The organism is Anaerobacterium chartisolvens, from assembly GCF_003337415.1.
GTDB lineage: Bacteria > Bacillota > Clostridia > Acetivibrionales > DSM-27016 > Anaerobacterium > Anaerobacterium chartisolvens.
Map to the genome: position 1 here is coordinate 83,196 of NZ_QPJT01000007.1, position 22,747 is coordinate 105,942.

The following is a 22,747-nucleotide window of genomic DNA, read 5'->3' on the forward strand; positions in this document are numbered from 1 at the left end:
ACGCATTAGCGTTTGTGCCTTTAATAATTCAGTGACCGGTATTTTACACGAAAATTGAATTTTGTTTTGTAATTTCAGAGCAGTTCATATCAAATAATGGTTAGCTTTGCCTTGACATATCACAGATATACTTGACGTAATAGAATTATAATACATTCAGGGGGGGCTTTAAATATCGTAAATTGCTTTTTATATCTCTATATTACTCAAATATATCCTATTGCTTTTATTCGTCAATTTATGTTATACTGTCACAAAGATCAACATATATAGCATATTTTCATTCAATAGGAAACGGAGTCGATATGAAATTTTTCAGGATATTTGACAGGTTCCTACTCAGAAGCAGATTGATCATCTCATTTTCATTGTTGGTTGCAGCCTCCCTGATTATACTTGGAACTATTTGCTATGAAATATTCTCCAATAAAATTTTATCTAAAAGCATGGACTACAATTTGCAGATTACCGATCAGATCAGTAATAATGTAGACCTGTATTTTTCAGGGATATTAAACGTTGCCAGCTCCCTTTCCTATAACTCGGATATTAAATATTATGGCAATTATTTTACAAAATCAGATAAAAGCGGTAATATTAAAGACATCAGCACAACACTCTTTAATATAGTTGCCGAAAAGCCGGATATTGACAATATCGGTATACTGTATAACGGTACTGTCCTTATCTCTACTTATAATACATATAATAATCTGCTTTTCCAAAAAAATGCCGACTATTATAATCTTGAAGATATTTACTTAAATGCTAAGATTGTGCCCTTCAGTGAGAAAAACAAAATCGGAGAATATACCTTTGCCGCCGTCAAAAGTGTGTACACCCCTAACGAAAGGGATTCATTCCTTTCAATTGTTGAGGTTAACTTTAAGTTTGACAGGCTTGACACAATATTCAACAACCTTAGAAACAAGGAAAGCATGTCGGCTTATATCACCAACAGCAAGGGTGTTATTCAATATGCCGCGGACAAGAGTATCATTCACAATAATGTTTTTGAAAAGTCCGGGTATGCCATTCCTGAAAACCTTCAAAACAGCATTGTTGACATAGGAAAGGATCAGTACGTTGTATCAGTCAGCCCGCTCTCCAATACGGATATGTATATAGTTACAACCGAACCTCTTAAAGATCTTACATCAGCAGCTCAAAGCATAAAGGATCTGACCATGGTTTTTATTCTGCTGTTCTTAATTATAGCTGTAATCATATCGGTTATTCTTTCCTCTGCTTTTACCAAACCTCTTATGAACCTTGTGGAGAGGATGGAAATGGTAGCCTTTGGCAAATTCGACACTTTCAAAGCCCTTCACAGCTCGCCCGAGATTCAGATACTGTTTGGGAAATTCAACACAATGACAGTTCAGATAAATCAGCTTATGATTGATATTAATGAAAAGAACCGATTGAAGAGAAAGGCGGAGCTTTTTGCACTTCAGTCTCAAATTAAGCCTCATTTTCTTTATAATACGCTAAACACCATTACATCAATGTCCGTTTTGTCGGGGAACCGTGAAATCACCAAAATGACCACCTCTCTCGCCAAGCTGCTGAGGCTCAGCCTTAATATGCTGGAGTTTATCAAAATCCGGGACGAGCTTCAGCATGTTAAATACTATATTAACATACAGGCCATTCGATACAAAGATAAATTTGATGTCTGTTTTGACGTACCCGAGGCTATTCTCGATTATGACATTGTAAAGCTGATTCTGCAGCCTCTTGTTGAAAATTCTATCAGCCACGGGTTTGAAACTAAGCATGAAAAAGGCCATATTGTGATTACCGGATGTGAGGAAGGAAATAATATCCGACTGTCCGTCATTGACAACGGCATTGGAATGAATGAGGATGTTGTCGATAATATAAACGAACGCCTCAGTCTCAGCACCGGCTTTTCGGAACAGCAAAGCATTGGCATCTATAATGTCAATGCCCGAATCAAGCTTTATTACGGTGAAAGCTACGGGTTGTTCATCAAAAGCCGTAAAAATGAAGGCACAACAGCAGATATATTGCTACCTAAGAAAAAGGAGTGGATCGCCGAATGATTAATACACTTATTGTAGATGATGAAATCCTCTTGAGGAAAGGCCTTATAGCATTGATCGACTGGAAGGCTCTTGGTTTTCAGATTACGGGAGAGGCTTCCAACGGACTTGAAGCAAACGAATTTATTGAAAATAATGCTGTTGATCTTGTAATAAGTGATATTCGTATGCCCATTGTAAGCGGGATAGATTTAATGCGCTCGGTGCGTGAAAGGCAAAAGGACATTAAATTTATTATTTTAAGCGGGTATGACGACTTCAGCTACGCCCAGAACGCTCTTAAATACGGTGCGGTTTCATATGTTCTCAAGCCATTTGAGGAAGAAGAGATGGTAGCGGAGCTCCAGAAGGTCAAAAATGACATTGAGCAGTCCGCGAGAGAAGAAAGAAAAAGAACTGAGCTTGAAGCTACCGCTGTGGATGTTTTTTTGTCAATGCTTCTAAATAATAAGGTGGATAAGGTATCTTTTGAGTCAAATCTTTCAAGGCTCCCGATAAAATTTTCCGGCGAAGAATATCAGGTAATGGTGCTTGAGCTTAATCTGACGGGTATTTTGGACAAACCGGCAGCCTCGCCTTTGATTCAGAGGCTTACCGGCATTTTAAAGTCAAACTATCAGGGAGAAGCACTTCTAATCCCCGATTATAATAAGCCTGTATATGAAATTGTTTATATATTAAACGGCCGCTCCTGTATCGGCTCAGCAAATAATATTGTCAGAGATCTGCAAGCACTTCTGAAAAATTCTGGAATTACAAAATACAGCATAGGTATCGGTTCAGGTGTTGAGGGGTTTGAAAAAGTATCACAGTCCTATCGGAATGCAAAAGAAGCGTTGGACTTTAAAATATCATACGGAAACAAGAGCGTGATTTATTACACCGATATACATGAATCCAGAAATTCATCCTGTCATTACCCGGTTGAGCTGGAGTTTAAAATTTTTGAGGCGCTGCGGCTTAAAACTTCACAGAAGATTGAGCTTTATATTGATGATTTCTTCAAACATATTAAAAACTCGGCAACAAATATAAAAACAATCCGTCAAGCCGTTTTCAAATTGATTTCCTTCTGCAAGCATCAACCCGGCACAGAATACTGTAATTTTGATCTGAGTGAAATTATTCCTCTCATTACCGGCTACAATGACATAGATATAATAAAGGAATATGTAAGACATATTTTTCTGGACGAGCTGTCCGAAACAGGCAATGAATCTTGCAATAAAAGAAAGAAGCTGATTGACGATGTGAAAAAATATGTCGGCCTTCATTATTCTGAAAGAATTACCCTTGAGGAAATCTCAAAAACCTTTTTTATCAGCAAAAGCTATTTTTGCCATGTTTTTAAGGAGCATACAGGGATGAACTTCTATAATTACCTGAATGACTTCAGAATAGAAAAGGCAAAGTCTCTGCTTAAGAATACCTATTACAAAAATTATGAGATTTCCGAAATGATTGGTTTTGAAAACTCCAGCTACTTCAATCAGCTATTTAAAAAAGTTACTGGCATGACACCATGTGAATACCGTGACGCAGAGCCCTGCGATGCAAATCCCCCTTCTTAAATATATGTGGGTATAGCTCGAAGGGCCATATATTTCTTAATGCTTTAAGGCTCACACTTTATTTCCTTAACCTTGTCTATTGTAGTGCGGATATGCTCTCTCATAAGCTTGGCGGCGGACTCCTCATCCTTTGCTATAATTGCCTCCAATATTTTTTTATGATAATACAAGCCTCCCTGAAAGCCTGTTAAGGTTACAATTTCATGCATGGCGTTTTTTATCATATCATGTATTATTGCATTTACCTTTATAATAACTGTGTTGTGTGTAGCCAGCGCAACAGCGGTATGGAAATTGACATCCTCATCTGCAAATTCCGAGCAGTCTCCTTCTGCCTTATGCATGTCCTCCATTGCTTTTTTCATTCTGTCTATATCTCCGAGCTCAAATCTTTTTGCAGCCGCCCGCGCACTTTCGCTTTCCATCATCTCTCTGAATTCCAGAATCTCCAGTAAATCCGCCTTATTTATTACAAGCACAGGCAAAAGAGCATTAAAATAGTCCTTTGGAAAGACCTCCGAAACAAAAGTACCTTCTCCTCTTTTTATTGAAAGTATCCCCATTCCGACAAGCTGATGAATTGCACCTCTCACAGAAATTCTGCTTACACCGAATAATTCGACCAGCTCCATCTCCCCCGGAATTTTTGTTCCCGGCCCCCATTCTCCTGATATAATATGATCCTTTATCTGCTCCAGCACCCTCTGACTGACACTTTTATTATCTATCGGCTTTAGTCCCATTATTTCCCTCTCAAATGTATGATGTAATACCTTTATCTATTTGTTATTATCCTACATTATTTTGAAAATTTCTTCAACCCCCAATTTTTTTCACCCCGCAGGGAATCGCAATTTTCTGTAGTGCTTTTGCATTTCTTATGAGGCGGACAAAGGGTGTATTTAATTTAAGTGACGAAAATGCAAATTTTAACTCCCCTTCTATCTTCCCCTCACATTGAGGGGAAGAAAAAGAAGGGCGCTGGAGAAGAAAATGAGAAGAACAACGCAGGCGCATGTAAAGCAGCTAGGGAAAGAAATGAGGAGACATCCTACAAGTCCTACATGGACCTTCTTTTCCTTCCCCTCGAAGTGAGGGGAAGATAGATAGGGAGCGTATTAAAAATCTGGATTTGGAATAAAACGCCATAATATATTGGCTCTTTTAACCATTTTTTTGGATAATTATGCTGTTATATGAAAAAAGTGCTTCAATTGTAATCCCTATGGCGATTTTCCGAAATGCTGTGTCAGATATATTTTATGCACCCACTGACAAACAAATATATGTTAATCCGCCATGATTTCTGGTAAAATAATAATATATTGAAAATAATAAGAAATATAAGCAGATGGCTGGTGTTTATTGAAGACTCGCCTTAAGAATGTGTAATAATGTTTTATATTATTAAAATGCTAGGAGTGAGATAATGAATATTAAAAAGTTTTTATTTCCTTTAATAGGTATTATAGTCGCGTCATTGATAATAGGTATATCACATTATATAACAACCAGTACTGCTTTAAAAGAAACACCAGATACCGAATTTGATAATATAATCAAAGAAAAAATTAGTAATTTAGTTGATCCTTCAAAATCTGAAGCAGATTTTTCATCTTCCAATCCTTATGATTATATTAAGAATAACGAAAACTACACATTTATTATAACTAATGGCAGCAAATCTTTGAATTATATGTTAAAAGCTTTCAGTGAGAGTTCTAATGATGGTTTACAAGAATATATTATGGCTTTGGCATGTTCAGAGATTTTAAAAGAAAAAGATAAAACCTGGTCTACAGGCAAAGATTGGTATGATAAATATGTAAGAAGTGGGACATAGGGGCGATAAAAATCCATAAAAATAACTTAAATAATTATTTATTTGTATAATTCTATATAATTTTTAAAATTCCTTTATTTACGTAATTTTTTGTTAATGCCTAAATAAAATATAACTGCCTCATCATTGATGAGGCAGTAGAACTGTTCATGTGTTTCATGAATAATTTGTTGAATCGTCGAGATTATTCTTGTATAATTTAAATAATTGAATTTTCATCTATCAATAAGGCAATGATAACTTTTTAGATTGTATTTATAATTTTATGGGAGTGTGTATATATGAATATAATAGAAGGCGGAGTTACTGCTCCAAAGGGATTTATGGCATCCGGCACCGCTTGTGGGATAAAAAAGGACAAAAAAAAGGATTTGGCTCTTATAGCTTCCGAGGGAACTGCCGCCGCATCGGGAGTGTTTACCACCAACACCGTTAAGGGCCATTCTCTGCAGGTGACACTAGAGCATATTAAAAACGGATATGCACAGGCAATTGTAATAAACAGCGGAAACGCCAATGCCTGCGTGGGAGAGCAGGGCTATAAGGACGCGCTGGAAATGGCTTCTCTTACGGCACAGCTTCTCCATTGCGAGCCGGAGGATGTTCTGGTAGGCTCTACGGGAGTTATAGGCACCCAGTTAAATATGGCCAATGTACGTTCGGGCATAAGGGATGCCGCAGCAACCCTCAGCACCGATGGAGGCCACTCGGCAGAGGAGGCCATAATGACAACGGATTTAATGGCGAAGGAAATCGCCGTTGAGCTTGAAATACAGGGAGAGAGCGTGCGTATAGGCGGTATGGCAAAGGGCTCGGGAATGCTTCACCCTAATATGGCCACTTTAATAGGCATTATATCAACAGATATAAATATTTCTAGGGGGCTTCTGGACAAGGCGCTGAAGGATACCGTAAAGCATACCTTCAACAGAGTTTCCGTGGACGGTGACACAAGTGTGTGCGACATGGTTATTATTCTGGCAAACGGTGAAGCAGACAATGCCGGAATAGTAAAGGAGGATGCTGAATATGAAAAGTTCGTATCCGCACTGGCACTTGTATGCACATCGCTTTCTAGGATGATAGCAAAGGATGGAGAGGGTGCTACCAAGCTTATTGAGGTAACCCTTGAGGGTGCCGCTAACGAAGAGGATGCGTATAAGGGGGTAAGCGCCATTGCAAAATCTCCTCTGGTAAAAACCGCAATATACGGAGAAGACGCAAACTGGGGCAGGATTATAACCGCCGCTGGGTATTCGGGAGCAGACTTTGACCCCAATCTCATAGATATATTTATAGGTGATTTAATGGTATGCAGAAACGGCGCAGCCGTGGAATTTGATGAGGAAAAAGCTAAAAAGATTTTAAAAGCCAATGAGGTAAAAATAAAGGTGAATTTAAAAAGAGGAAATTTTTCCGATAGAATATGGACCTGCGACTTTTCCTGTGACTATGTCAAAATAAACGGAAGCTACAGATCGTAATGCAATACTTTCTATTATGGAAAATCCCCGGCCCTAGGGCCGGGGATTTTTGGTTATATTGCTTACGCCAGAGGAAGCTCTGTGATTGTCCCTAAAAGATACTGCTTAAGGATTGATAAATCAATTGAGTTTACCGAGCCATTCCTATCTAAGTCCACCAGCCTTGAGGCATCATCAGATAAGGTTATCATTTCCAGAATATGCTGCTTCAGCAGTGAATAATCAATTGAGTTAACGACATCATCTCCATTGGCATCCCCATAGACACCGCTGCTTGGCGGCGTTGTATCTCCGACTGCAACGGCAAAAACAGGATCGACTCCTCCGCTGTAGTCAAGAACAAGCTTTGTAGTCCCTATAGGCAGTCCCAGTAAATATTCCTTTTTAAGTACAAGAGTATTGCCTGCTATAGTATAGTCGGTTCCTGGAGTTAGTACCGAGCTTCCATTCTTTATTTCAATCAGAGTATTGCTCTTTGGGCTTACCGATATAGAAATATCCTCTCTCTTTGCAGGGTTTTTATCAAAAACCGCTACTGTAGGTGATATGGACGCGCTTAATTCGGATTCCGGGCCATATACTCCAATTTCAAAAATAGAGTAAGGCCAGCTATGGTTATATCTTTGCATACAGTAAATCCTCAAATAACGCCCTGAAGCTGTGAGGCTGATGTCCTCGGTTCTTCCCTTTCCGTTATATTCTGTACGAATGTCAGTCCATGAATTTGCATCATCGGAAACCTGAATTTTATATTGGGTTGCATATGCGGCCTCCCAACATATTATTAATCGGTTAATATCCTTCTTTGAACCGAGATCCACATAAATCCAATTTGGATCAGACACAGTGGATGCCCATCTTGTTCCCATATCGCCGTCAACAATATTCTTGGCATAATGCTGCTCATCAAAGTTTGAAGCAACAACCGGCTTATTGAGAGCAAGATTTCCATACGGCAAGGGCTCCTGAGGAAGCGCTGGAGGAAGGTTTGTCAGCATTGAAGCAGGCCTTTTGGCAATGTTCTTTATGCTGTACGGACTGGTTATGCAAACCTCCAGTCCCCAGCCCCTTAAAGTGTCAAAGGTGCCGTCGGTGGTCATATCCAAAAAGGTCTGAGGATTATTGCCCGGGCCCCATTCCCACGGAAGATAGCCCACTTCATTTTTGTAGCATTCCTCTAAAATAGTTTTATAAGGAATCTTGCCTGCTTCTGTTTCATCCCAAATGTGCCCGAATTCACCTACTATCAGTGGAAGGTTCATATTTACAGACTCAGCGATCTCATCAATTACCCTCTGATCTGTGTTGCCCCACATATACGGCCACCACATATGAACAGAGAACATAAGGTTTTTGTCAGGATCCTCTGAAATGAGATACGGTCCGCAGCTTTGAAGCATGTCTATATTCTGTCCGTAGCTTGATGCATCTATGACAAGAGGCACATGAATGCCTGCCGCCCTCATTCTGCTTACGGCAGTTTTATAGCCGGATTTGAAGTCGGCATCTGACACCTGATTGCCAACCTCATTTCCTATATTGACCAGAAGATACTCCTGATGCTTTTTGATTACTTCCACAATATCGCTCCGTACCCAATAGTCAACCAGACTGGGAAGCCTCGACCATTCTCCTGTAGCATCATGCAGTTCCACCATGGGAATCATATGCTCTGCACGGCAGTTGCGGATAACAGTATCGAGCTCTTCTGCCGTACCGTCCATAGTCCATACAATTCTGATACTGTTGGCTCCTGTTTTTGCTATTTCAGAGAAGGACGGAACTCCATCCTTGTCCATCCATATGGACATTTTATTCACGCCGTAAAGAATTACCTTCTCCCCTGTGTTATCATAGAGAAACCTTCCCTCCACCTTAAATCCCGGATAAATGGTGTCATCTGCCGCAAAGGACTGTACCGCCGATATCGAAACTAAAAGGAGTATCACCAAAAGTGATATAAACAAGTGAAGCTTTTTCATTTTCTCCCTTCCCTTCTTAAAAATTTGTTGTTAACAAATCAAGCTGCGCATAGAGTAATTTACCAGTCTATAGAATCAATATACATGGTGAATTCTCCTTCTCCGGAGGTTGTAACCTGTACACCGAACTGCTGCTGAGTTAAGCTGGCATTTGCACCCTGTGGAAGTGTTACGGTAAACTCATTCCAATCATCCTTTTTGATGTTGTAATAACCAGCCCAGGCAGAGTGCCACTCTATTTCCGCCCATGAGGCATCATGAGGCATGACATAGGGCTGTATGGCCTGTATGGGAGCTCCCGAAGGTATCCATACCCTGAAGGTCATAGTCCCTCCAGGAGTCAGGACAGGCGTGCTGCTGTCTACCTTTGCGTCAAGCACTCCGTCCTGCGTGCCAACGGCATCCCATTTAAGCGATTTTGTCCCCATAAAGGCTTTATCCTCCGCAACTGAGAATTTGGATGTAGTGGTATCGTTAGTTGTAAAGCCGTTAATTGTACCGTCCTCAAAATTTATATTGGAATTGTCGCCGGTAGCTGTTTCAATAAGCACAGTTCCGGTGGCGCTGTCCGTCAGTCCCTTATTGTCAGTGACAGTAAGTTTTATAGTATATGTTCCCGGAGCGTTATATTTATGTATAACCTTTTGTCCCAGCCCTTCCTTTCCGTTACCGAAGTCCCATGAGTAAATATAGATTTGCCCTTCAGGATCGGTTGATGCTGACGCATCAAAGCTTATGCTATCCCCGGTAAAGCCTTCCTCGGGGCTCACGGTAAAGGCTGCTGTAGGCGGCTGGTTCTCTTGGGCCGTGCCGTGAGGCAGCTTAGTGATTATGCCCAACAAATACTGCTTCATAATTGAGAAATCTATAGTGTTTACAGAATTGTCAAGATTTAAATCCAGATAACTTACATATTCATAGTCAGATTGTAACAAATGCTTTTTAAGCAAGGCAAAATCCATTGAATTGACAGCACCGTCATTATTGGCATCACCATATACCATACCTTGTGTGCCAGATTCAAGTACAATATGGCACACAGTCAATGCGGGCACCGTATAAGAAAGCTGGTTTCCGCTGATCTCTCCTATCGGAGACTTTTCAACGATATCAGTGCTGCCCCTGTCAAACGCCCATACCCTTCCTGATGTATAGTTTTTGCTGCCGCTTATGTCGAAGTTTACCGTCATAGGGCTTTCATAGTTCTTGTTTATCATAATGACATGAAGCTTGGAATCGTCGTCTCCGTCAATTGATGCATATACCGAAGTGTTTTCAATATCAGAGGTCTCGGCCTTTACCTTTGTGTTTCCATACTTTGAGCCCTTTCCGTCATAATTTGTGTAAATGTTGGTACCGGCTGCACAGTAGCTTCCGTCTCCCCAAAGAGTAGAGAAATATACTCCGTATTTCCCGAATATACCCAGAACATCCGCCTGAGCTATACCTCCCGTTATATGGTCGCCTGCTCCGTAGTCGTATTCGGTAAAAGCAAGCTTTGTCCCGGGGTTATATTCATCTATGGATTGCTGTATCTTGGGTATTATGGGAAGTGAATCTCTGTAAGACTGTGCAATCCAGCTGGTTTCTGTATAGGTAGGATCCCAAAGTGTTCTTGGAGCCTGAAGGCGCGCTTTGTTACACTCAATGTTTGCAGGATCTTCATTAAAGCATATCCTTTGATCCCCTCCCCTTGCTTCCGGATACCAGTGAAGATCGAGAACATCAACCAGTCTCTCACCTTCTTGGTCTGAAGCTTTTTTCATGCTGTCAAGGTAATAGTCCAAAAACCAGTCGTAATCACCCTTTACCGAAGCCCAGTCACTGGCATCCTGAAATGTGTTGTATTCCGCAAAGCCGTAGGCTACAAGGCCAAAAACCTCCGCAGCGGGATCTACGCCTTTTACTGCTTTTGCAAGATTTATGTTTTTATCGACCAGCTCCTGGCATGTCGGCGTTTCAGGGTGAATTCTAGCGTGTGTGCCGGGCCATAGAGCCGGCTCATTGTCTATGGCATATCCCTTTATACCTGTTGGTGTTGACGCATTTCCATACTTATTGACAAGGAAATTTACAAACTCATCCATGTAAACATAATCGTCCGTTGTGTCGGGAGTGAGAGAAAAAGGAGAATCCTTCTGGAATTTTACCTCCTTCCATCTGTCTGACGGGGCTGTCTCAGCCTCCCCCACCGTACCGTCGGCATCTGCGCAAACATACCCTGCGGCTTGAAGAGTTACAAGCGAATATTCTTCTCCTGCCTCAAGATTTTTGTCGTGAAAATCAGTAAAAACCACACCCGGCTCACTCCATCTTGCCGCGGGAATATTACCGTTTGACAGAAGGTAGGTATCGCTTGAGTGCAGCCAGTCGCTTCCCGCGCTTGAGTAGTTGTTTTCCCAATTATAGCCTGTAATTCTATTGCCTCCCATCCTTTTGGAAGTCAGCTTGGCATTGTCAAACTCCCAATTTCCTCCATAAATATAGGGGCTGATAACCGCTCTTTCTGCGGCGGTGTCAATGCTTACATTCACGGAGCCGCTAAAGTTGGCTGCCGCGATGCTTGTCGGAAACACAGAGGCTGCCAGCAAAGCAGCTCCAACAATAAATGCCCCCGCTTTTCTCAATTTTTGCACTTTAATCATTTTAACATACATCTCCTTTACAATTTTACCTATTAAATTATTCTAACATCAGGTATGCGGAACTCTAAAGTCTTACATATAAGGCGTGATAAAGCACAGGATTTCTCCCCGCTCACCCCTTTTATACAGCTTAAAGGCCAGATCCCCCCTTCCTTAGCTTATTTGTCCGGGCACAGCCCGATGATTAGTGTAATTTTGAAAAACAGCTTTCTAAAGAACAGCTTGTATAATTTGTGTTTAGATGTAATATTTATTAGGTGTGTTAATTGCTTCATAAGTTTAATTATAATGTAACTTATATTATAGCATACGAACAAAAAAATAAAAAGAATAAATTGTAAAAATATGCTTGTTCTTGTAACAATTTAAGTAATACCGTCCGCTTCTTTTAAAATTTAATGTTGCCGTATAGTATAAGCTCTGGTATAATTATACTTAAATTATCGAAGTACTTTATACATTATTTTAATAGGGGGAAATTATTATGGCAAGCCGACAGTTGCTGGTGTTTAAATTAAACGGGGACAGCTACGGTGTTGAGATCACTAATGTAGATTCAATTGTTCCAATGAAGGAAATTGTCAAGGTTCCCAATACTCCCGACTATATACAAGGCTTAATGAGCCTTAGAGGCAAGGTATATACAATATTTAATTTAAGAAAGAAATTCAGTCTCCCGGACCAGGAGTTTGACGAAAATACTAAAATAGTTATAGTTGACGTAAACTCCGTGACGGTAGGCTTTATAGTAGATGAGGTTAACGAAATAACTCATATTGAAGAAGAGGATATTGAGAATACCCCTCAATCCTTAGCAAACCTTGGCAGAAAATACATGAGCGGTATAGCAAAGGTATCTGAAAAAATCATTATGATACTTGATCTTTCCCATCTTTTAAGCTTTAATGACACTGACATTGCAAAAGCCGGAAGCAATTGAATGTCATGTCCTTCATTTATAAGGGCAAAGCGGTTTTTATACATCCCGCTCTGCCCTTTATAAATATGCTCTTACACCCTTTATATGGATAAACCTTATGTCCGACCACTCGTATTCGGTCAATTTATAGTTGTCCTGATCATCTGAGTGTGCGGCAACAAGTATATTGCTTACGCTCGCCGGAGTTCCTGCGGCTACAACAACCGGTGAATGATTAAATACTCCGTCACCGTTAAAAGACAACTGCACTATATCTCCCAGCTTTATATCCCTTACGCCGGTCTGCTCGGCGAACGGACCCTCTTCCAAATTACCGACTATGAAATCATGCAAATAATTTACCCCTGTCCATGAGGCCGTCCTATTATATGAATTTATGTAGTACCACCCATGTATAGGCCTATAATTCATTATTCCGCTCCCCGCATATATCACCTGCGAAGCAAAATTGGTACAGTCCCCTCCCAGGCTTTCAAAATCCAGATACGCCATATTCCTTTTATAAGCCCAGTAATGCGCATACTCTACCGCCCTCTGCCTGTTGTATTCCAGCGTCCTTGCTTCTCCGAACCTGTTTTCCATAGCATTCACATCCTCTTTCTAAGGCAAATGCAAATATCTATTATATAATATGGATGCTGCACAAAAGCTGTGATAAATAAAAAATCATAAGCTGAAGGCCTCTACAGACTTGTTAAGATTGTCCGACAGGGCATTAAGATTGTCGGCACATGAATGAACCCGCTTTATTATATCTATCTGGTTTGTTGTAAAATTCTGCACGTTTTCGGAGCTGGTGGATATTCTTTCCGACATGCTGTTTATATACCTGACAAGATCTACTATCCTGTCCTTCTCATTATTCATCTGATCTAAGTAGTCTGTAATATATGATATTTTTTCGCTTATTCCCCCTATTGACCCGTAAATTTTCTCAAAGGCCTCTCTGGTATTGTCTACAGCGGTGTTCTGATGCTCCACGGCAAAGCTTGTCTGCTCTATGGCCCGGGAAAGCTCTATTGATTTGTCCCTTATATTATAAATTAAATTATTTATTTCCTGCGCTTGATTTCTCGTCTGCTCCGAAAGCCCGTGTATTTCACCTGCCACAACTGAAAAGCCCTTTCCTGCCTCTCCTGCCCTCGCGGCCTCTATAGAGGCATTTAACGCAAGCAGGTTTGTCTGTTTTGCTATAGAGCTTATTGCAAGAGCCATTTTATTTATTTCCGTCATTTCCTCATTCAGCATGTGTATAACGCTGTTAACAATTTGAGTGTTTCTGAAATTTTCCTCTGATTTAGCCTGTAGTATTTCTACCATGCCAAGACCGCTTTCAGCTATCTCATCCACTCTTTTAGAACCTGTTTTTGCTTCATCCGACAGTGACTTTGCAATATTTATTTTTCCGGCTAAATCCTCAAAATTTTTAGCTACAATATCGGTACTCCCCGCCTGCTCCTGAATGTACCCCGTTATGTCAATTACGGCATTCATGGTGCTTTCGGCATGGCTCAGAGAGCTCTGGGATGCAGGTATCATTTCAAATGTAGCCTTGCCTATATAGTTTGAAGCACTTATTATATTGTCTATGAGGCTGCCGAGATTTTTTACCATGCTGCTGAATCCGGTTTCAAGCTCTTTTATCTCGGCTATGTTTGTCCTGGAATCAGCCTGAACGTTCATGTCTCCTCTTGAAACACGCTTCATCAGCTTTACGAGTCTTAAAACAGGTTCCGAAATATATCTGGAAAAAACCACCGAAATCAATACCGTCAAGGCTATCAGTACAAAAACCGCTATTACCATAATGCTTCCCAGCCGGCGTACCGGTTCATAGAATTCCGCGCTGCTTACCTGTGTACAAATAAGCCATCCCGTTGCGTGAGATTTCTCTGAAAAAACTATTTTTTCAACTCCGTTATGAGAGTATTCCATAAACCTGCCTGGCGCGTCTTTACTTTTCAACCCCTGTTCAAGCTTGGTATCATCATTCTTTAAATTTATAAGGCTTTTATCAGAGTTGTATAAAAACAAATTATCTCCGCTTATAATAGCTGCATTACCTGTCTTTGCAAAGCTTATACTATCATATTCGGCTGTGAGCTTACTCATATCCAGCATTATGGTAACGGCTCCGATAAAGCCCTCAGAGCTTCTGACTCCTCTGGTTACAGGCAGTATCAGCTTGTTCTGCCCCGACAGCTTAATAGGCGCTCCTATCGCCATGACATTATTTTGTTTTAAATACTCAAAATCCTCCTTGCTGTAAAAATCATCCCCCACTGTCATTTCACTGTTTCTGGAGCCGTCCATTACAATTTTGCCTTTAATATCCGTTATTAACACTCTTTCATAAAGCCTCTCGGAGTTTTTAGAGGTATTTCCAAGAGACATTTGAATTGAATAATACATTATAGTATTTTCAGTTTTGGAGTATTTGTTGAAATCGCCAAGCGTGGATATGAGATCCGAATTATTTGCCAATCCTCTTAATGTGCTGTCCGCCGCAGTTATCTTATTGTCTATGTCGTTTAAAATCATTTTGGAGTATGCCTTTAATGTGCTTCTTTTTTCAATGTCAATGTTGCTTTTGGTATTAATATAAGTAAATATGCCTATTAATGCCATTGGAGCAATGGACATTAAAACAAGGACTGACGTCAGTTGGGTTTTTAATGAAGATTTTAGAAATAAACTGAATTTAAAGCTGTGTCGGATTAATTTCATAAGCTTACACCTCCAAAAAATATATTCTTAAAAATACAGGCATTAATTATAATCAGAGCTTGTATTTTCAAGGATAATTATACCTTGGGGTATGTTAAGACAATATTAAGCAGGTGTTAATTGTAAAGAGTGGGCAGACTGCGGAATATATCTGTAAATTTAATCCCCTTTATAGAATTTACTTTTACTTAACAATAGCTTAATGTGTTTTTAATTTCATGAATTTACTATGGGATGTGCAGGGACAAAATACCCTGCAAATAATTTAACAAATATTTTTAGGAGGATTTTAAAAATGAGAAAATCAGCAAGTTTCAAATTTATCGCTTTAATATTCACTCTAATTTTCGCCGTTTCCATGCTTTCAGCGTGCGGAGCATCAAACGAAAATACCCCCGACCCCACTACAGCAGAACCCACTACAGCAGAATCTACTCCTTCAGCTTCTACCCCTGAGCCGGAAGCCAAGCTTGAGGGTACTATAACAATAGTAGGCTCTACCTCCGTACAGCCTTTGGCCGAAGCACTGGCTGATGAGTTTGGCACAGCTAACCCGGGTGTAAAGATAGATGTACAGGGAGGCGGTTCCACAACAGGCGTAAAGGCGGCAAATGACGGCACAGGGGATATAGGTAATTCATCCCGTGACTTAAAAGATGAGGAAAAGGCCTGGGGCTTAACAGAGCATGTTATCGCACTTGACGGTATAGCTGTAGCAGTAAATCCATCAAACGCAGTACAAGATTTAACAAAAGATCAGCTTATAAAAATATTCACAGGGGAAATCGTGAACTGGAAAGAAGTCGGCGGTGCCGATAAGGAAATACTTATAGTATCGCGTGAGGCAGGCTCAGGCACCAGAGGCGCATTTGAAGAGATTCTTAAGATTGAGGATAAGGTAAAGTCCGACGCTCTCGTGGCTGAAGGCACAGGAGCAGTTATGGCCAATGTGGCAAGCAAGGACAATGCCATAGGCTATATATCCTTAGGGTCAATGGATAAAACAGTTAAGGGTTTGAAGATAGACGGAGTTGAGCCTACCGTAGAAAATATAAAAGCAAAGACATATATAATAGCAAGACCCTTCCTTATGCTTACAAAGGGAGATTTAAAGCCTGAGGTTAAAGCCTTCATAGATTTCATAATGAGCGACAAGGGTCAGGAAACAGTAGTTAGCCAGAAATTTATTTCAAGTAAATAATATTGATATATACGACAAAATATTATAGACTTTATTCATTAGGCTTCACGGCATCGGCCGGGAAGTCTAATGCCGCGTTGTACACAAAGATTATATTTTCACAAAATACAATTATTTTGGGAGGCATGGATTGTATGGCTGCAGAAAGCTCTGTGTCGATTGAGCTGAAAGGTAAAGAAAAGAAAGGGTCTGTTTCTCATTTTATGAAAAAAAATAAAAAGAATATGGGCAGCATATTGGAAAAAATTATAGAAAACATCTTTTTCCTATGTGCATGCATGGCGATACTTTCGGTAGTGACAATTACAGTATATATTTTTGCCAAGGGTTCCCCGGCAATTTTTAAAATAGGCATTGCGGAATTTGTATTCGGTATGGTGTGGATGCCTACATCGGGCGTTTTCGGAATATTTCCCATGATTGTAGCTTCCATTCTGGCCACTCTTGGAGCGGTAGTCATAGGCATAGTAGTGGGGTTGTTTACCGCAATTTTTCTTGCAGAAATTGCCCCCGGCTGGCTTGTAAGAATATTCAGGCCGGCAATTGAGCTGCTTGCAGGCATCCCCTCGGTTGTGTATGGTTTTTTCGGACTTATAGTTATCGTACCTTTGATAAGCGAGTACTTAGGCGGTGCAGGCAACAGCCTCTTAGCGGGAATAATAATACTGGCTATAATGATACTCCCCACCATAATAAGTATATCCGAAACCTCCATGCGTGCAGTACCGCCTTCATACAAGGAAGGCTCACTTGCCCTTGGAGCAACACATATTCAAACAATCTTCAAGGTAATAGTTCCCGCCGCAAAATCGGGAATTTTAGCCGGAATAGTTCTAGGTACGGGAAGAGCCATAGGGGAGACAATGGCAATTATACTGATAACCGGAAATACTCCCCTCATTCCTACCGCTTTAACTGATCGCATCCGTACGCTGACAGCAAATATTGCTCTTGAAATGGGCTATGCCCACGGACTTCATCAGGAAGCTCTTTTTGCCACAGGCGTTATACTTTTTATTTTCATAATGATACTTAATATAGTACTTAATGCCATAGTATACAAGAAGGTTAATCAATAATTTTGGAGGGAAAATATGGATACTGAAAAAAGCAAAGGCATTCCTAAAAAGAGAAGAGGTATTCTAAGGATTAAGGATAGAATTCTCCAATGTCTTATCTGGGCGTTTTCTTTCATTACGATGGGTGTTCTTGTATGGATACTTATATATATTATTTCAAACGGAATTTCTCATATAAACTGGGAATTTATAAGCACAATTTACAAGCCCGTTAACAATCAGCACGGGATTTTTCCAATGATACTGTCCACCCTTTATATAGTACTTATAACCATTGTTATCGCCACTCCCATAGGAATATGCTCGGCAATCTATCTGGTGGAATACTCAAGGCCGGGAAAGGTTTTATCCCTTATACGCTTTGCTACAGAAACACTTTCAGGAATACCCTCAATTATATACGGCTTATTCGGATATATATTTTTTGTTATCGCCCTTCATTTAAAATGGTCTCTTCTTTCAGGTGCCCTTACCTTAAGTATAATGGTTCTTCCAACTATAATAAGAACAACGGAGGAGTCCTTAAAATCGGTTCCTATAGCATATAAGGAGGGAAGCCTTGCCTTAGGTGCGACAAAGCTTACTACAATTGCGAAGGTAATTCTTCCTTGTGCCATATCGGGCATATTGACAGCGGTAATACTCAGCATAGGGCGTATTGTGGGCGAAACTGCCGCAGTGTACCTTACCGCAGGCTATGTAACAAGAATCCCCACCAGCATTATGGACTCGGGACGTACCCTGTCGGTACACCTCTACCAGCTTGCAAAGGAAGGAATATCCTTTGAACAGTCTTTTGCGACAGCCGCAGTCCTCGTTGTCATTGTGGCAATAATTAATCTTTTTGCAACCACTCTTGCAAAAGGTATAAAAAAATTCACAATAGGAGGATAATCTGTTTTTAATATTCATCTTTTGTTTACGTATTTTGGGCAGTTAACCTTAAGTTAACATTTAATTAACCCAGCATTAAAACATCATTGGTAAGATGTAAATGTTAGCTTAATGTAAATATTTCATAAATAATGAGTTCCCTTATATATTTATTCTACTTTAAAATAAAGAGAAGGAATGGTTAAATTATGAACAGCAGCGAACTAAAGATATACACACATAATCTGGAGCTTTTTTACGGCGATGCTCAGGCTCTTAAAAATATAAATATAAATATTGACGAAAAAAAAGTTACTGCTTTGATAGGTCCTTCAGGATGCGGAAAATCCACTTTCCTTAAAACACTGAACAGAATGAATGATTTAATTCCCAATGTCAAAATAACAGGCGATGTGTATTTTGACGGTTTGAATGTATACAAGGAGTATGATATAGTGGAGCTTAGAAAAAAAGTAGGCATGGTATTTCAAAAGCCCAACCCCTTCCCTATGTCGGTATATGATAATGTCGCATATGGACCCAGAATACATGGGATAAAATCAAAATCAAAGCTTGACGAAATAGTTGAGAAAAGTCTTGTTAATTCTGCTCTATGGGATGAGGTTAAGGACCGGCTGAAGAAAAACGCTCTTGGGCTTTCAGGCGGACAGCAGCAAAGGCTGTGTATTGCCAGAGTATTGGCGGTTGAACCCGAGGTGGTGCTTATGGATGAACCCACATCGGCATTAGACCCCATATCCACACTGAAAATTGAGGATTTAATGGATCAGCTTAAGGAAAAGTATACTATAGTCATTGTTACGCATAATATGCAGCAGGCGGGGCGTATATCGGATAAAACTGCATTTTTTCTGCACGGTGAAATAGTGGAGTATGATTTTACCGAAAAGATATTCAGTAACCCGACAGATAAAAGGACGGAAGACTATATAACAGGGAGATTCGGTTAATATTTGCGAGGCTGTATATTTATAAACTTAAAACTTGGAGGTTTTGTATATTATGGTTGCAAGACATTTTTTTGACAGAGGACTTGAGGAATTGCATCTTGAGCTTATTAAAATGGGAAGCATGGTTGAGGAGTCTATAGAAAATTCTATACTTGCTCTCAAAAAGCAGGATATAAGCCTTGCAAAGAAGGTTTTTAAAAATGATGATATAATTGATGAGCTTGAAAGAAAGATTGAAAGGATATGTCTTAATCTTATAGCAACACAGCAGCCCCTTGCAAAGGATCTGCGGACAATAAGCACAGCTTTAAAAATAATAACCGACATGGAAAGGATAGCGGATCATTCAGCAGATATTTCAGAGATAACCATAAGAATGGCAAACGAAAAATATATTAAGCCTCTGATAGACCTGCCTAAGATGGCAGAGCTGGCAAAAAACATGGTAAACAAGTCCATAGACGCATATATAAAGCAGGATGTTGATTTGGCACAGGCAGTATGTGACAGTGATGATGATGTCGACAGCCTTTTTTCAAAAATTACTCTTGAGCTTATCAATCTGATGAAAAATAATCCTGAAACAGTAGAACAAGCCATAGATCTTATGCTGATAGCAAAATATCTTGAAAGAATGGCGGATCATGCTACAAATATAGGAGAATGGGTAGTATTTAATGTAACCGGAGAACATGAGCATCTGGCAAAGCATATATTTATGCAGGGTCTGGACGATGCTCCCGAGGCTTCTGATCATGATTAGTTTCTGCATTAATATTAATTAAAGTAAATCCAATAAGGGTGGTGGATATATGTCCAAGGAGTTAATTTTTGCTGTAGAGGACGAAAGCCATATACAGCAGCTTATAAAATACAACCTCGAAACAAACGGATACAAGGTATTGACCTTTGAAAGCGGTGAGACTCTTTTAAATGAATGCAAAACAACGGTGCCCGACCTCTTTATACTTGATATAATGCTTCCGGGAATAGACGGGCTTGAGGTTTGCAGACAGCTTCGCCAAAATATCCGTACAAAGAATATTCCTATAATTATGCTTACTGCCAAAAGTGAGGAATTTGATAAGGTACTTGGACTGGAGCTGGGCGCTGACGATTACATTACAAAGCCCTTCAGTGTAAGAGAGCTTGTCGCAAGGGTCAAGGCCATGTTTAGAAGAGTGAATAATCAAATCCCTCAGGAATCCGAGGTAATACAGCACGGAGATATCACTATAGATTGTATAAGGAGAGAGGTTGTAAAAGCAGGAAAGCTGCTTGAGCTTCCTTTGAAGGAGTTTGAGCTGCTTAAAATGCTTGTGCAGAACAAGGGCAAGGTGTTGTCACGAGATTTGCTTCTTGAAAAGGTATGGGGCTTTGATTACTATGGAGAAACCAGAACCGTTGATGTACACATCCGCTATTTGAGGCAAAAAATAGAGGATGATGACAACAATCCTGTATATATAGAGACTGTCCGAGGCATAGGATACCGTTTTAACGATAAGGGCTTTAAGCAGAAGCAGCAATAGCTGTTTTATTAGGAGTAGATGGACATGAGAAAAAAGGTTTTTATGTATTATTTGCTGTTAGTGGTTCTTGGGCTGTCCATTACAGGCTTCTTCACTTCTAAGCTGGCACAAAGCTTTTATAAATATGAGGTTGAGGAAAAATTAAAGAACACGGCTATATTAATCAGCTATCAATTATCCGAGAAGCTTTCATCCGGACAGGCTTTAGATTACAACCGGCTGGCCAGGGTCTATTCCTCCCTCTTGAACGACTCTTCATCTCTTCCTTCGTCTGATGAAAAGATTAGTACGAGAATTACCTTTATAGATTTTAAAGGAAATGTGCTGGGCGAATCACAGACCGACTTTAAAGCAATGGAGAATCACCTTAGCCGTAATGAAGTACAGCAAGCCATTACGGGTAAATTCGGCCGGGATATAAGGCACAGCAAGACTCTTGGCATAGATTTTATATATATGGCGATACCCGTCAGCAATACGGAAGTAATAGTGAGAGCGGCCGTACCCCTCATGCAGCTTAAAAACATCGACAGGCTTATGCTGTACTATACTCTGGCAGGTATGATTGCAGGCCTTCTTCTTACATCCCTGCTGGCGCTGAAGTTTTCTCACTCAATGATTAACCCTATTAATGAGCTCATATGGGCTTCTAAAGAAATTTCAAACGGAAACTACCAAAAACGCCTTGACATACACGCTAAGGATGAGCTTGGGCAGCTTTCGCAGACCTTTAATGAGATGGCCGACAAGCTGGATAAGACGGTTGCCGACCTTATAGATAAAAATCTTCAGTTCGATTCCATAATAAACAGTATGATAAACGGAATAATTGCAGTTGACAGCAAGTACAGAATCATTCTTATAAATACGATGGCATGTGAAATGTTTGGAGCGGATATGCAGCAAAATGTAATAGGCATGAATATTATAGAGCTGGTTCGGAATAATCAGATAAATACTTTTATTAAGCAAGCCATAGAACAAAACATGTCCTCTGCTAATGAAATAATTATAGGACCTCCCGAGGACAAGGTTCTAAGGATTTATACAAATCCCATCAAGTCCACACACATATCTGATCAGGATAAATATGCAATATCCGGAGGAATAATATTCATACAGGACATTACAAATGTTAAAAAGCTTGAACAAATCCGTACCGAGTTTGTTTCAAATGTCACCCATGAGCTTAAAACTCCTCTGACATCAATAAGAGGCTTTGTGGAAACTCTTAGAAGCGGTGCCATAAATGATCCCGACGTGTCTGAAAAATTCCTTGAGATAATAGATATTGAGGCTGAAAGGCTGTATATGCTTATAAATGACATCCTGCAGCTTTCGGAAATAGAGACCAATCAAAAGGACACAAATCTTGCAAGACATAATTTAAGACCCATTATCGCTGAAGTACTGTCCATTTTGGAAGGCGTAGCCGAGAAAAAATCCATAAGGCTTATAGCGGATATATACGGCAATGTGTCAATAATAGCAAACAGGGACAGGATTAAGCAAATGCTTATAAACCTGATAGATAACGCAATTAAATACAATGTAGAAAGCGGTACGGTAACAGTCAAGTGCTTTAAGGCAGAGGGCAAGGTAGTAATATCGGTAAAGGACACAGGAATAGGAATAGCACAGGAGCATCTCTCCAGAATCTTTGAGCGCTTCTACAGGGTGGATAAGGGAAGATCAAGAAATATGGGGGGAACGGGACTGGGACTGTCCATTGTAAAGCACATAGTAAATCTTTACAGCGGAGATATAAGGGTTAACAGCGAACCCGGAAAGGGCACCGAGTTCGTTATACAGATTCCTGTGTAAAAATAT

General features: G+C 40.1%; 18 protein-coding genes. 13 read left to right on the plus strand and 5 right to left on the minus strand.

Translation table 11 applies throughout. From position 1 onward, the window contains the following. Positions 1 to 305: 305 nt before the first annotated feature. Together DFR58_RS07750 and DFR58_RS07755 are read left to right on the plus strand one after the other, a co-directional pair. Complete coding sequence (locus tag DFR58_RS07750) at positions 306 to 2,069, plus strand: sensor histidine kinase (protein ID WP_147273158.1); 1,764 nt, start codon at positions 306 to 308, stop codon at positions 2,067 to 2,069. Then, positions 2,066 to 3,640, plus strand: coding sequence for a response regulator (locus DFR58_RS07755; protein WP_114297248.1), 1,575 nt, complete (start codon positions 2,066 to 2,068; stop codon positions 3,638 to 3,640). The genes DFR58_RS07750 and DFR58_RS07755 overlap by 4 nt, the downstream gene beginning before the upstream one ends. 44 nt (positions 3,641 to 3,684) lie before the next feature. Here the strand turns inward: DFR58_RS07755 and DFR58_RS07760 are convergent, their stop codons facing one another. After that, positions 3,685 to 4,383, minus strand: coding sequence for a FadR/GntR family transcriptional regulator (locus DFR58_RS07760; protein WP_114297249.1), 699 nt, complete (start codon positions 4,381 to 4,383; stop codon positions 3,685 to 3,687). Between the two features lie 177 nt (positions 4,384 to 4,560). Here DFR58_RS07760 and DFR58_RS07765 point away from each other — a divergent pair, with 177 nt between their 5' ends. The 3 genes from DFR58_RS07765 to argJ all read left to right on the plus strand — a co-directional run bounded on the left by DFR58_RS07765 (position 4,561) and on the right by argJ (position 6,967). Then, positions 4,561 to 4,746: a hypothetical protein gene (locus tag DFR58_RS07765; RefSeq protein ID WP_114297250.1), complete on the plus strand. Its 186-nt coding sequence runs from the start codon at positions 4,561 to 4,563 to the stop codon at positions 4,744 to 4,746. A gap of 323 nt (positions 4,747 to 5,069) precedes the next feature. Then, positions 5,070 to 5,483, plus strand: coding sequence for a hypothetical protein (locus DFR58_RS07770; protein ID WP_114297251.1), 414 nt, complete (start codon positions 5,070 to 5,072; stop codon positions 5,481 to 5,483). Positions 5,484 to 5,764: 281 nt separating this feature from the next. Continuing rightward, complete coding sequence (gene argJ, locus DFR58_RS07775) at positions 5,765 to 6,967, plus strand: bifunctional glutamate N-acetyltransferase/amino-acid acetyltransferase ArgJ (protein WP_114297252.1); 1,203 nt, start codon at positions 5,765 to 5,767, stop codon at positions 6,965 to 6,967. A 62-nt stretch (positions 6,968 to 7,029) separates the two neighbouring features. Here argJ and DFR58_RS07780 read toward each other — a convergent pair whose 3' ends face one another. Together DFR58_RS07780 and DFR58_RS07785 are read right to left on the minus strand one after the other, a co-directional pair. Next, a complete protein-coding gene (locus tag DFR58_RS07780; protein WP_114297253.1) occupies positions 7,030 to 8,949 on the minus strand; it encodes a X2-like carbohydrate binding domain-containing protein in 1,920 nt (639 codons plus the stop codon). Positions 8,950 to 9,008: 59 nt separating this feature from the next. Beyond that, complete coding sequence (locus tag DFR58_RS07785; RefSeq protein WP_114297254.1) at positions 9,009 to 11,594, minus strand: glycoside hydrolase family 44 protein; 2,586 nt, start codon at positions 11,592 to 11,594, stop codon at positions 9,009 to 9,011. Between the two features lie 484 nt (positions 11,595 to 12,078). Here DFR58_RS07785 and DFR58_RS07790 point away from each other — a divergent pair, with 484 nt between their 5' ends. Beyond that, entirely contained in the window at positions 12,079 to 12,534 is a 456-nt protein-coding gene (locus DFR58_RS07790) for a chemotaxis protein CheW (RefSeq protein WP_114297255.1), read from the plus strand. A 57-nt stretch (positions 12,535 to 12,591) separates the two neighbouring features. On the opposite strand, the gene DFR58_RS07795 is transcribed toward DFR58_RS07790, so the two are convergent. Together DFR58_RS07795 and DFR58_RS07800 are read right to left on the minus strand one after the other, a co-directional pair. Beyond that, positions 12,592 to 13,116, minus strand: coding sequence for an amidase domain-containing protein (locus DFR58_RS07795; protein WP_114297256.1), 525 nt, complete (start codon positions 13,114 to 13,116; stop codon positions 12,592 to 12,594). 84 nt (positions 13,117 to 13,200) lie between these two features. Next, positions 13,201 to 15,261 (minus strand): methyl-accepting chemotaxis protein, encoded by a 2,061-nt coding sequence (locus DFR58_RS07800; protein WP_114297257.1) that lies wholly within the window; start codon positions 15,259 to 15,261, stop codon positions 13,201 to 13,203. A 295-nt stretch (positions 15,262 to 15,556) separates the two neighbouring features. On the opposite strand from DFR58_RS07800, the gene DFR58_RS07805 reads away from it, so the two are divergent. From DFR58_RS07805 to pnpS, 7 genes are all read left to right on the plus strand, one after another. Further along, positions 15,557 to 16,462 carry a phosphate ABC transporter substrate-binding protein gene (locus DFR58_RS07805; RefSeq protein WP_114297258.1) on the plus strand — a complete coding sequence of 302 codons (906 nt, stop codon included), beginning with the start codon at positions 15,557 to 15,559 and terminating at the stop codon, positions 16,460 to 16,462. Between the two features lie 203 nt (positions 16,463 to 16,665). Beyond that, positions 16,666 to 17,541, plus strand: a complete 876-nt coding sequence (gene pstC / locus DFR58_RS07810; RefSeq protein ID WP_341457391.1) for a phosphate ABC transporter permease subunit PstC — start codon at positions 16,666 to 16,668, stop codon at positions 17,539 to 17,541. A 15-nt stretch (positions 17,542 to 17,556) separates the two neighbouring features. Then, positions 17,557 to 18,435 (plus strand): phosphate ABC transporter permease PstA, encoded by an 879-nt coding sequence (pstA, locus tag DFR58_RS07815; RefSeq protein WP_114297259.1) that lies wholly within the window; start codon positions 17,557 to 17,559, stop codon positions 18,433 to 18,435. A gap of 188 nt (positions 18,436 to 18,623) precedes the next feature. Further along, positions 18,624 to 19,385 (plus strand): phosphate ABC transporter ATP-binding protein PstB, encoded by a 762-nt coding sequence (gene pstB, locus DFR58_RS07820; RefSeq protein WP_114297260.1) that lies wholly within the window; start codon positions 18,624 to 18,626, stop codon positions 19,383 to 19,385. A gap of 52 nt (positions 19,386 to 19,437) precedes the next feature. Further along, the gene (gene phoU / locus DFR58_RS07825; RefSeq protein WP_114297261.1) at positions 19,438 to 20,148 is read left to right on the plus strand and encodes a phosphate signaling complex protein PhoU; all 711 of its coding nucleotides are present in this window, start codon (positions 19,438 to 19,440) and stop codon (positions 20,146 to 20,148) included. Between the two features lie 49 nt (positions 20,149 to 20,197). Further along, positions 20,198 to 20,917, plus strand: a complete 720-nt coding sequence (locus DFR58_RS07830; RefSeq protein WP_114297262.1) for a response regulator — start codon at positions 20,198 to 20,200, stop codon at positions 20,915 to 20,917. A 24-nt stretch (positions 20,918 to 20,941) separates the two neighbouring features. Continuing rightward, the gene (pnpS, locus tag DFR58_RS07835; RefSeq protein ID WP_114297263.1) at positions 20,942 to 22,741 is read left to right on the plus strand and encodes a two-component system histidine kinase PnpS; all 1,800 of its coding nucleotides are present in this window, start codon (positions 20,942 to 20,944) and stop codon (positions 22,739 to 22,741) included. Positions 22,742 to 22,747 lie beyond the last annotated feature (6 nt).

Coding starts and splice junctions, on each gene's coding strand:
- DFR58_RS07830 (WP_114297262.1), top strand. CDS start 20,198: ATGTCCAAGGAGTTAATTTTTGCTGTAGAGGACGAAAGCCATATACAG.
- phoU (WP_114297261.1), top strand. CDS start 19,438: ATGGTTGCAAGACATTTTTTTGACAGAGGACTTGAGGAATTGCATCTT.
- argJ (WP_114297252.1), top strand. CDS start 5,765: ATGAATATAATAGAAGGCGGAGTTACTGCTCCAAAGGGATTTATGGCA.
- pnpS (WP_114297263.1), top strand. CDS start 20,942: ATGAGAAAAAAGGTTTTTATGTATTATTTGCTGTTAGTGGTTCTTGGG.
- pstC (WP_341457391.1), top strand. CDS start 16,666: ATGAAAAAAAATAAAAAGAATATGGGCAGCATATTGGAAAAAATTATA.
- DFR58_RS07795 (WP_114297256.1), bottom strand. CDS start 13,116: ATGGAAAACAGGTTCGGAGAAGCAAGGACGCTGGAATACAACAGGCAG.
- DFR58_RS07750 (WP_147273158.1), top strand. CDS start 306: ATGAAATTTTTCAGGATATTTGACAGGTTCCTACTCAGAAGCAGATTG.
- DFR58_RS07770 (WP_114297251.1), top strand. CDS start 5,070: ATGAATATTAAAAAGTTTTTATTTCCTTTAATAGGTATTATAGTCGCG.
- DFR58_RS07800 (WP_114297257.1), bottom strand. CDS start 15,261: ATGAAATTAATCCGACACAGCTTTAAATTCAGTTTATTTCTAAAATCT.
- pstB (WP_114297260.1), top strand. CDS start 18,624: ATGAACAGCAGCGAACTAAAGATATACACACATAATCTGGAGCTTTTT.
- pstA (WP_114297259.1), top strand. CDS start 17,557: ATGGATACTGAAAAAAGCAAAGGCATTCCTAAAAAGAGAAGAGGTATT.
- DFR58_RS07760 (WP_114297249.1), bottom strand. CDS start 4,383: ATGGGACTAAAGCCGATAGATAATAAAAGTGTCAGTCAGAGGGTGCTG.
- DFR58_RS07765 (WP_114297250.1), top strand. CDS start 4,561: ATGCAAATTTTAACTCCCCTTCTATCTTCCCCTCACATTGAGGGGAAG.
- DFR58_RS07785 (WP_114297254.1), bottom strand. CDS start 11,594: ATGATTAAAGTGCAAAAATTGAGAAAAGCGGGGGCATTTATTGTTGGA.
- DFR58_RS07805 (WP_114297258.1), top strand. CDS start 15,557: ATGAGAAAATCAGCAAGTTTCAAATTTATCGCTTTAATATTCACTCTA.
- DFR58_RS07755 (WP_114297248.1), top strand. CDS start 2,066: ATGATTAATACACTTATTGTAGATGATGAAATCCTCTTGAGGAAAGGC.
- DFR58_RS07790 (WP_114297255.1), top strand. CDS start 12,079: ATGGCAAGCCGACAGTTGCTGGTGTTTAAATTAAACGGGGACAGCTAC.
- DFR58_RS07780 (WP_114297253.1), bottom strand. CDS start 8,949: ATGAAAAAGCTTCACTTGTTTATATCACTTTTGGTGATACTCCTTTTA.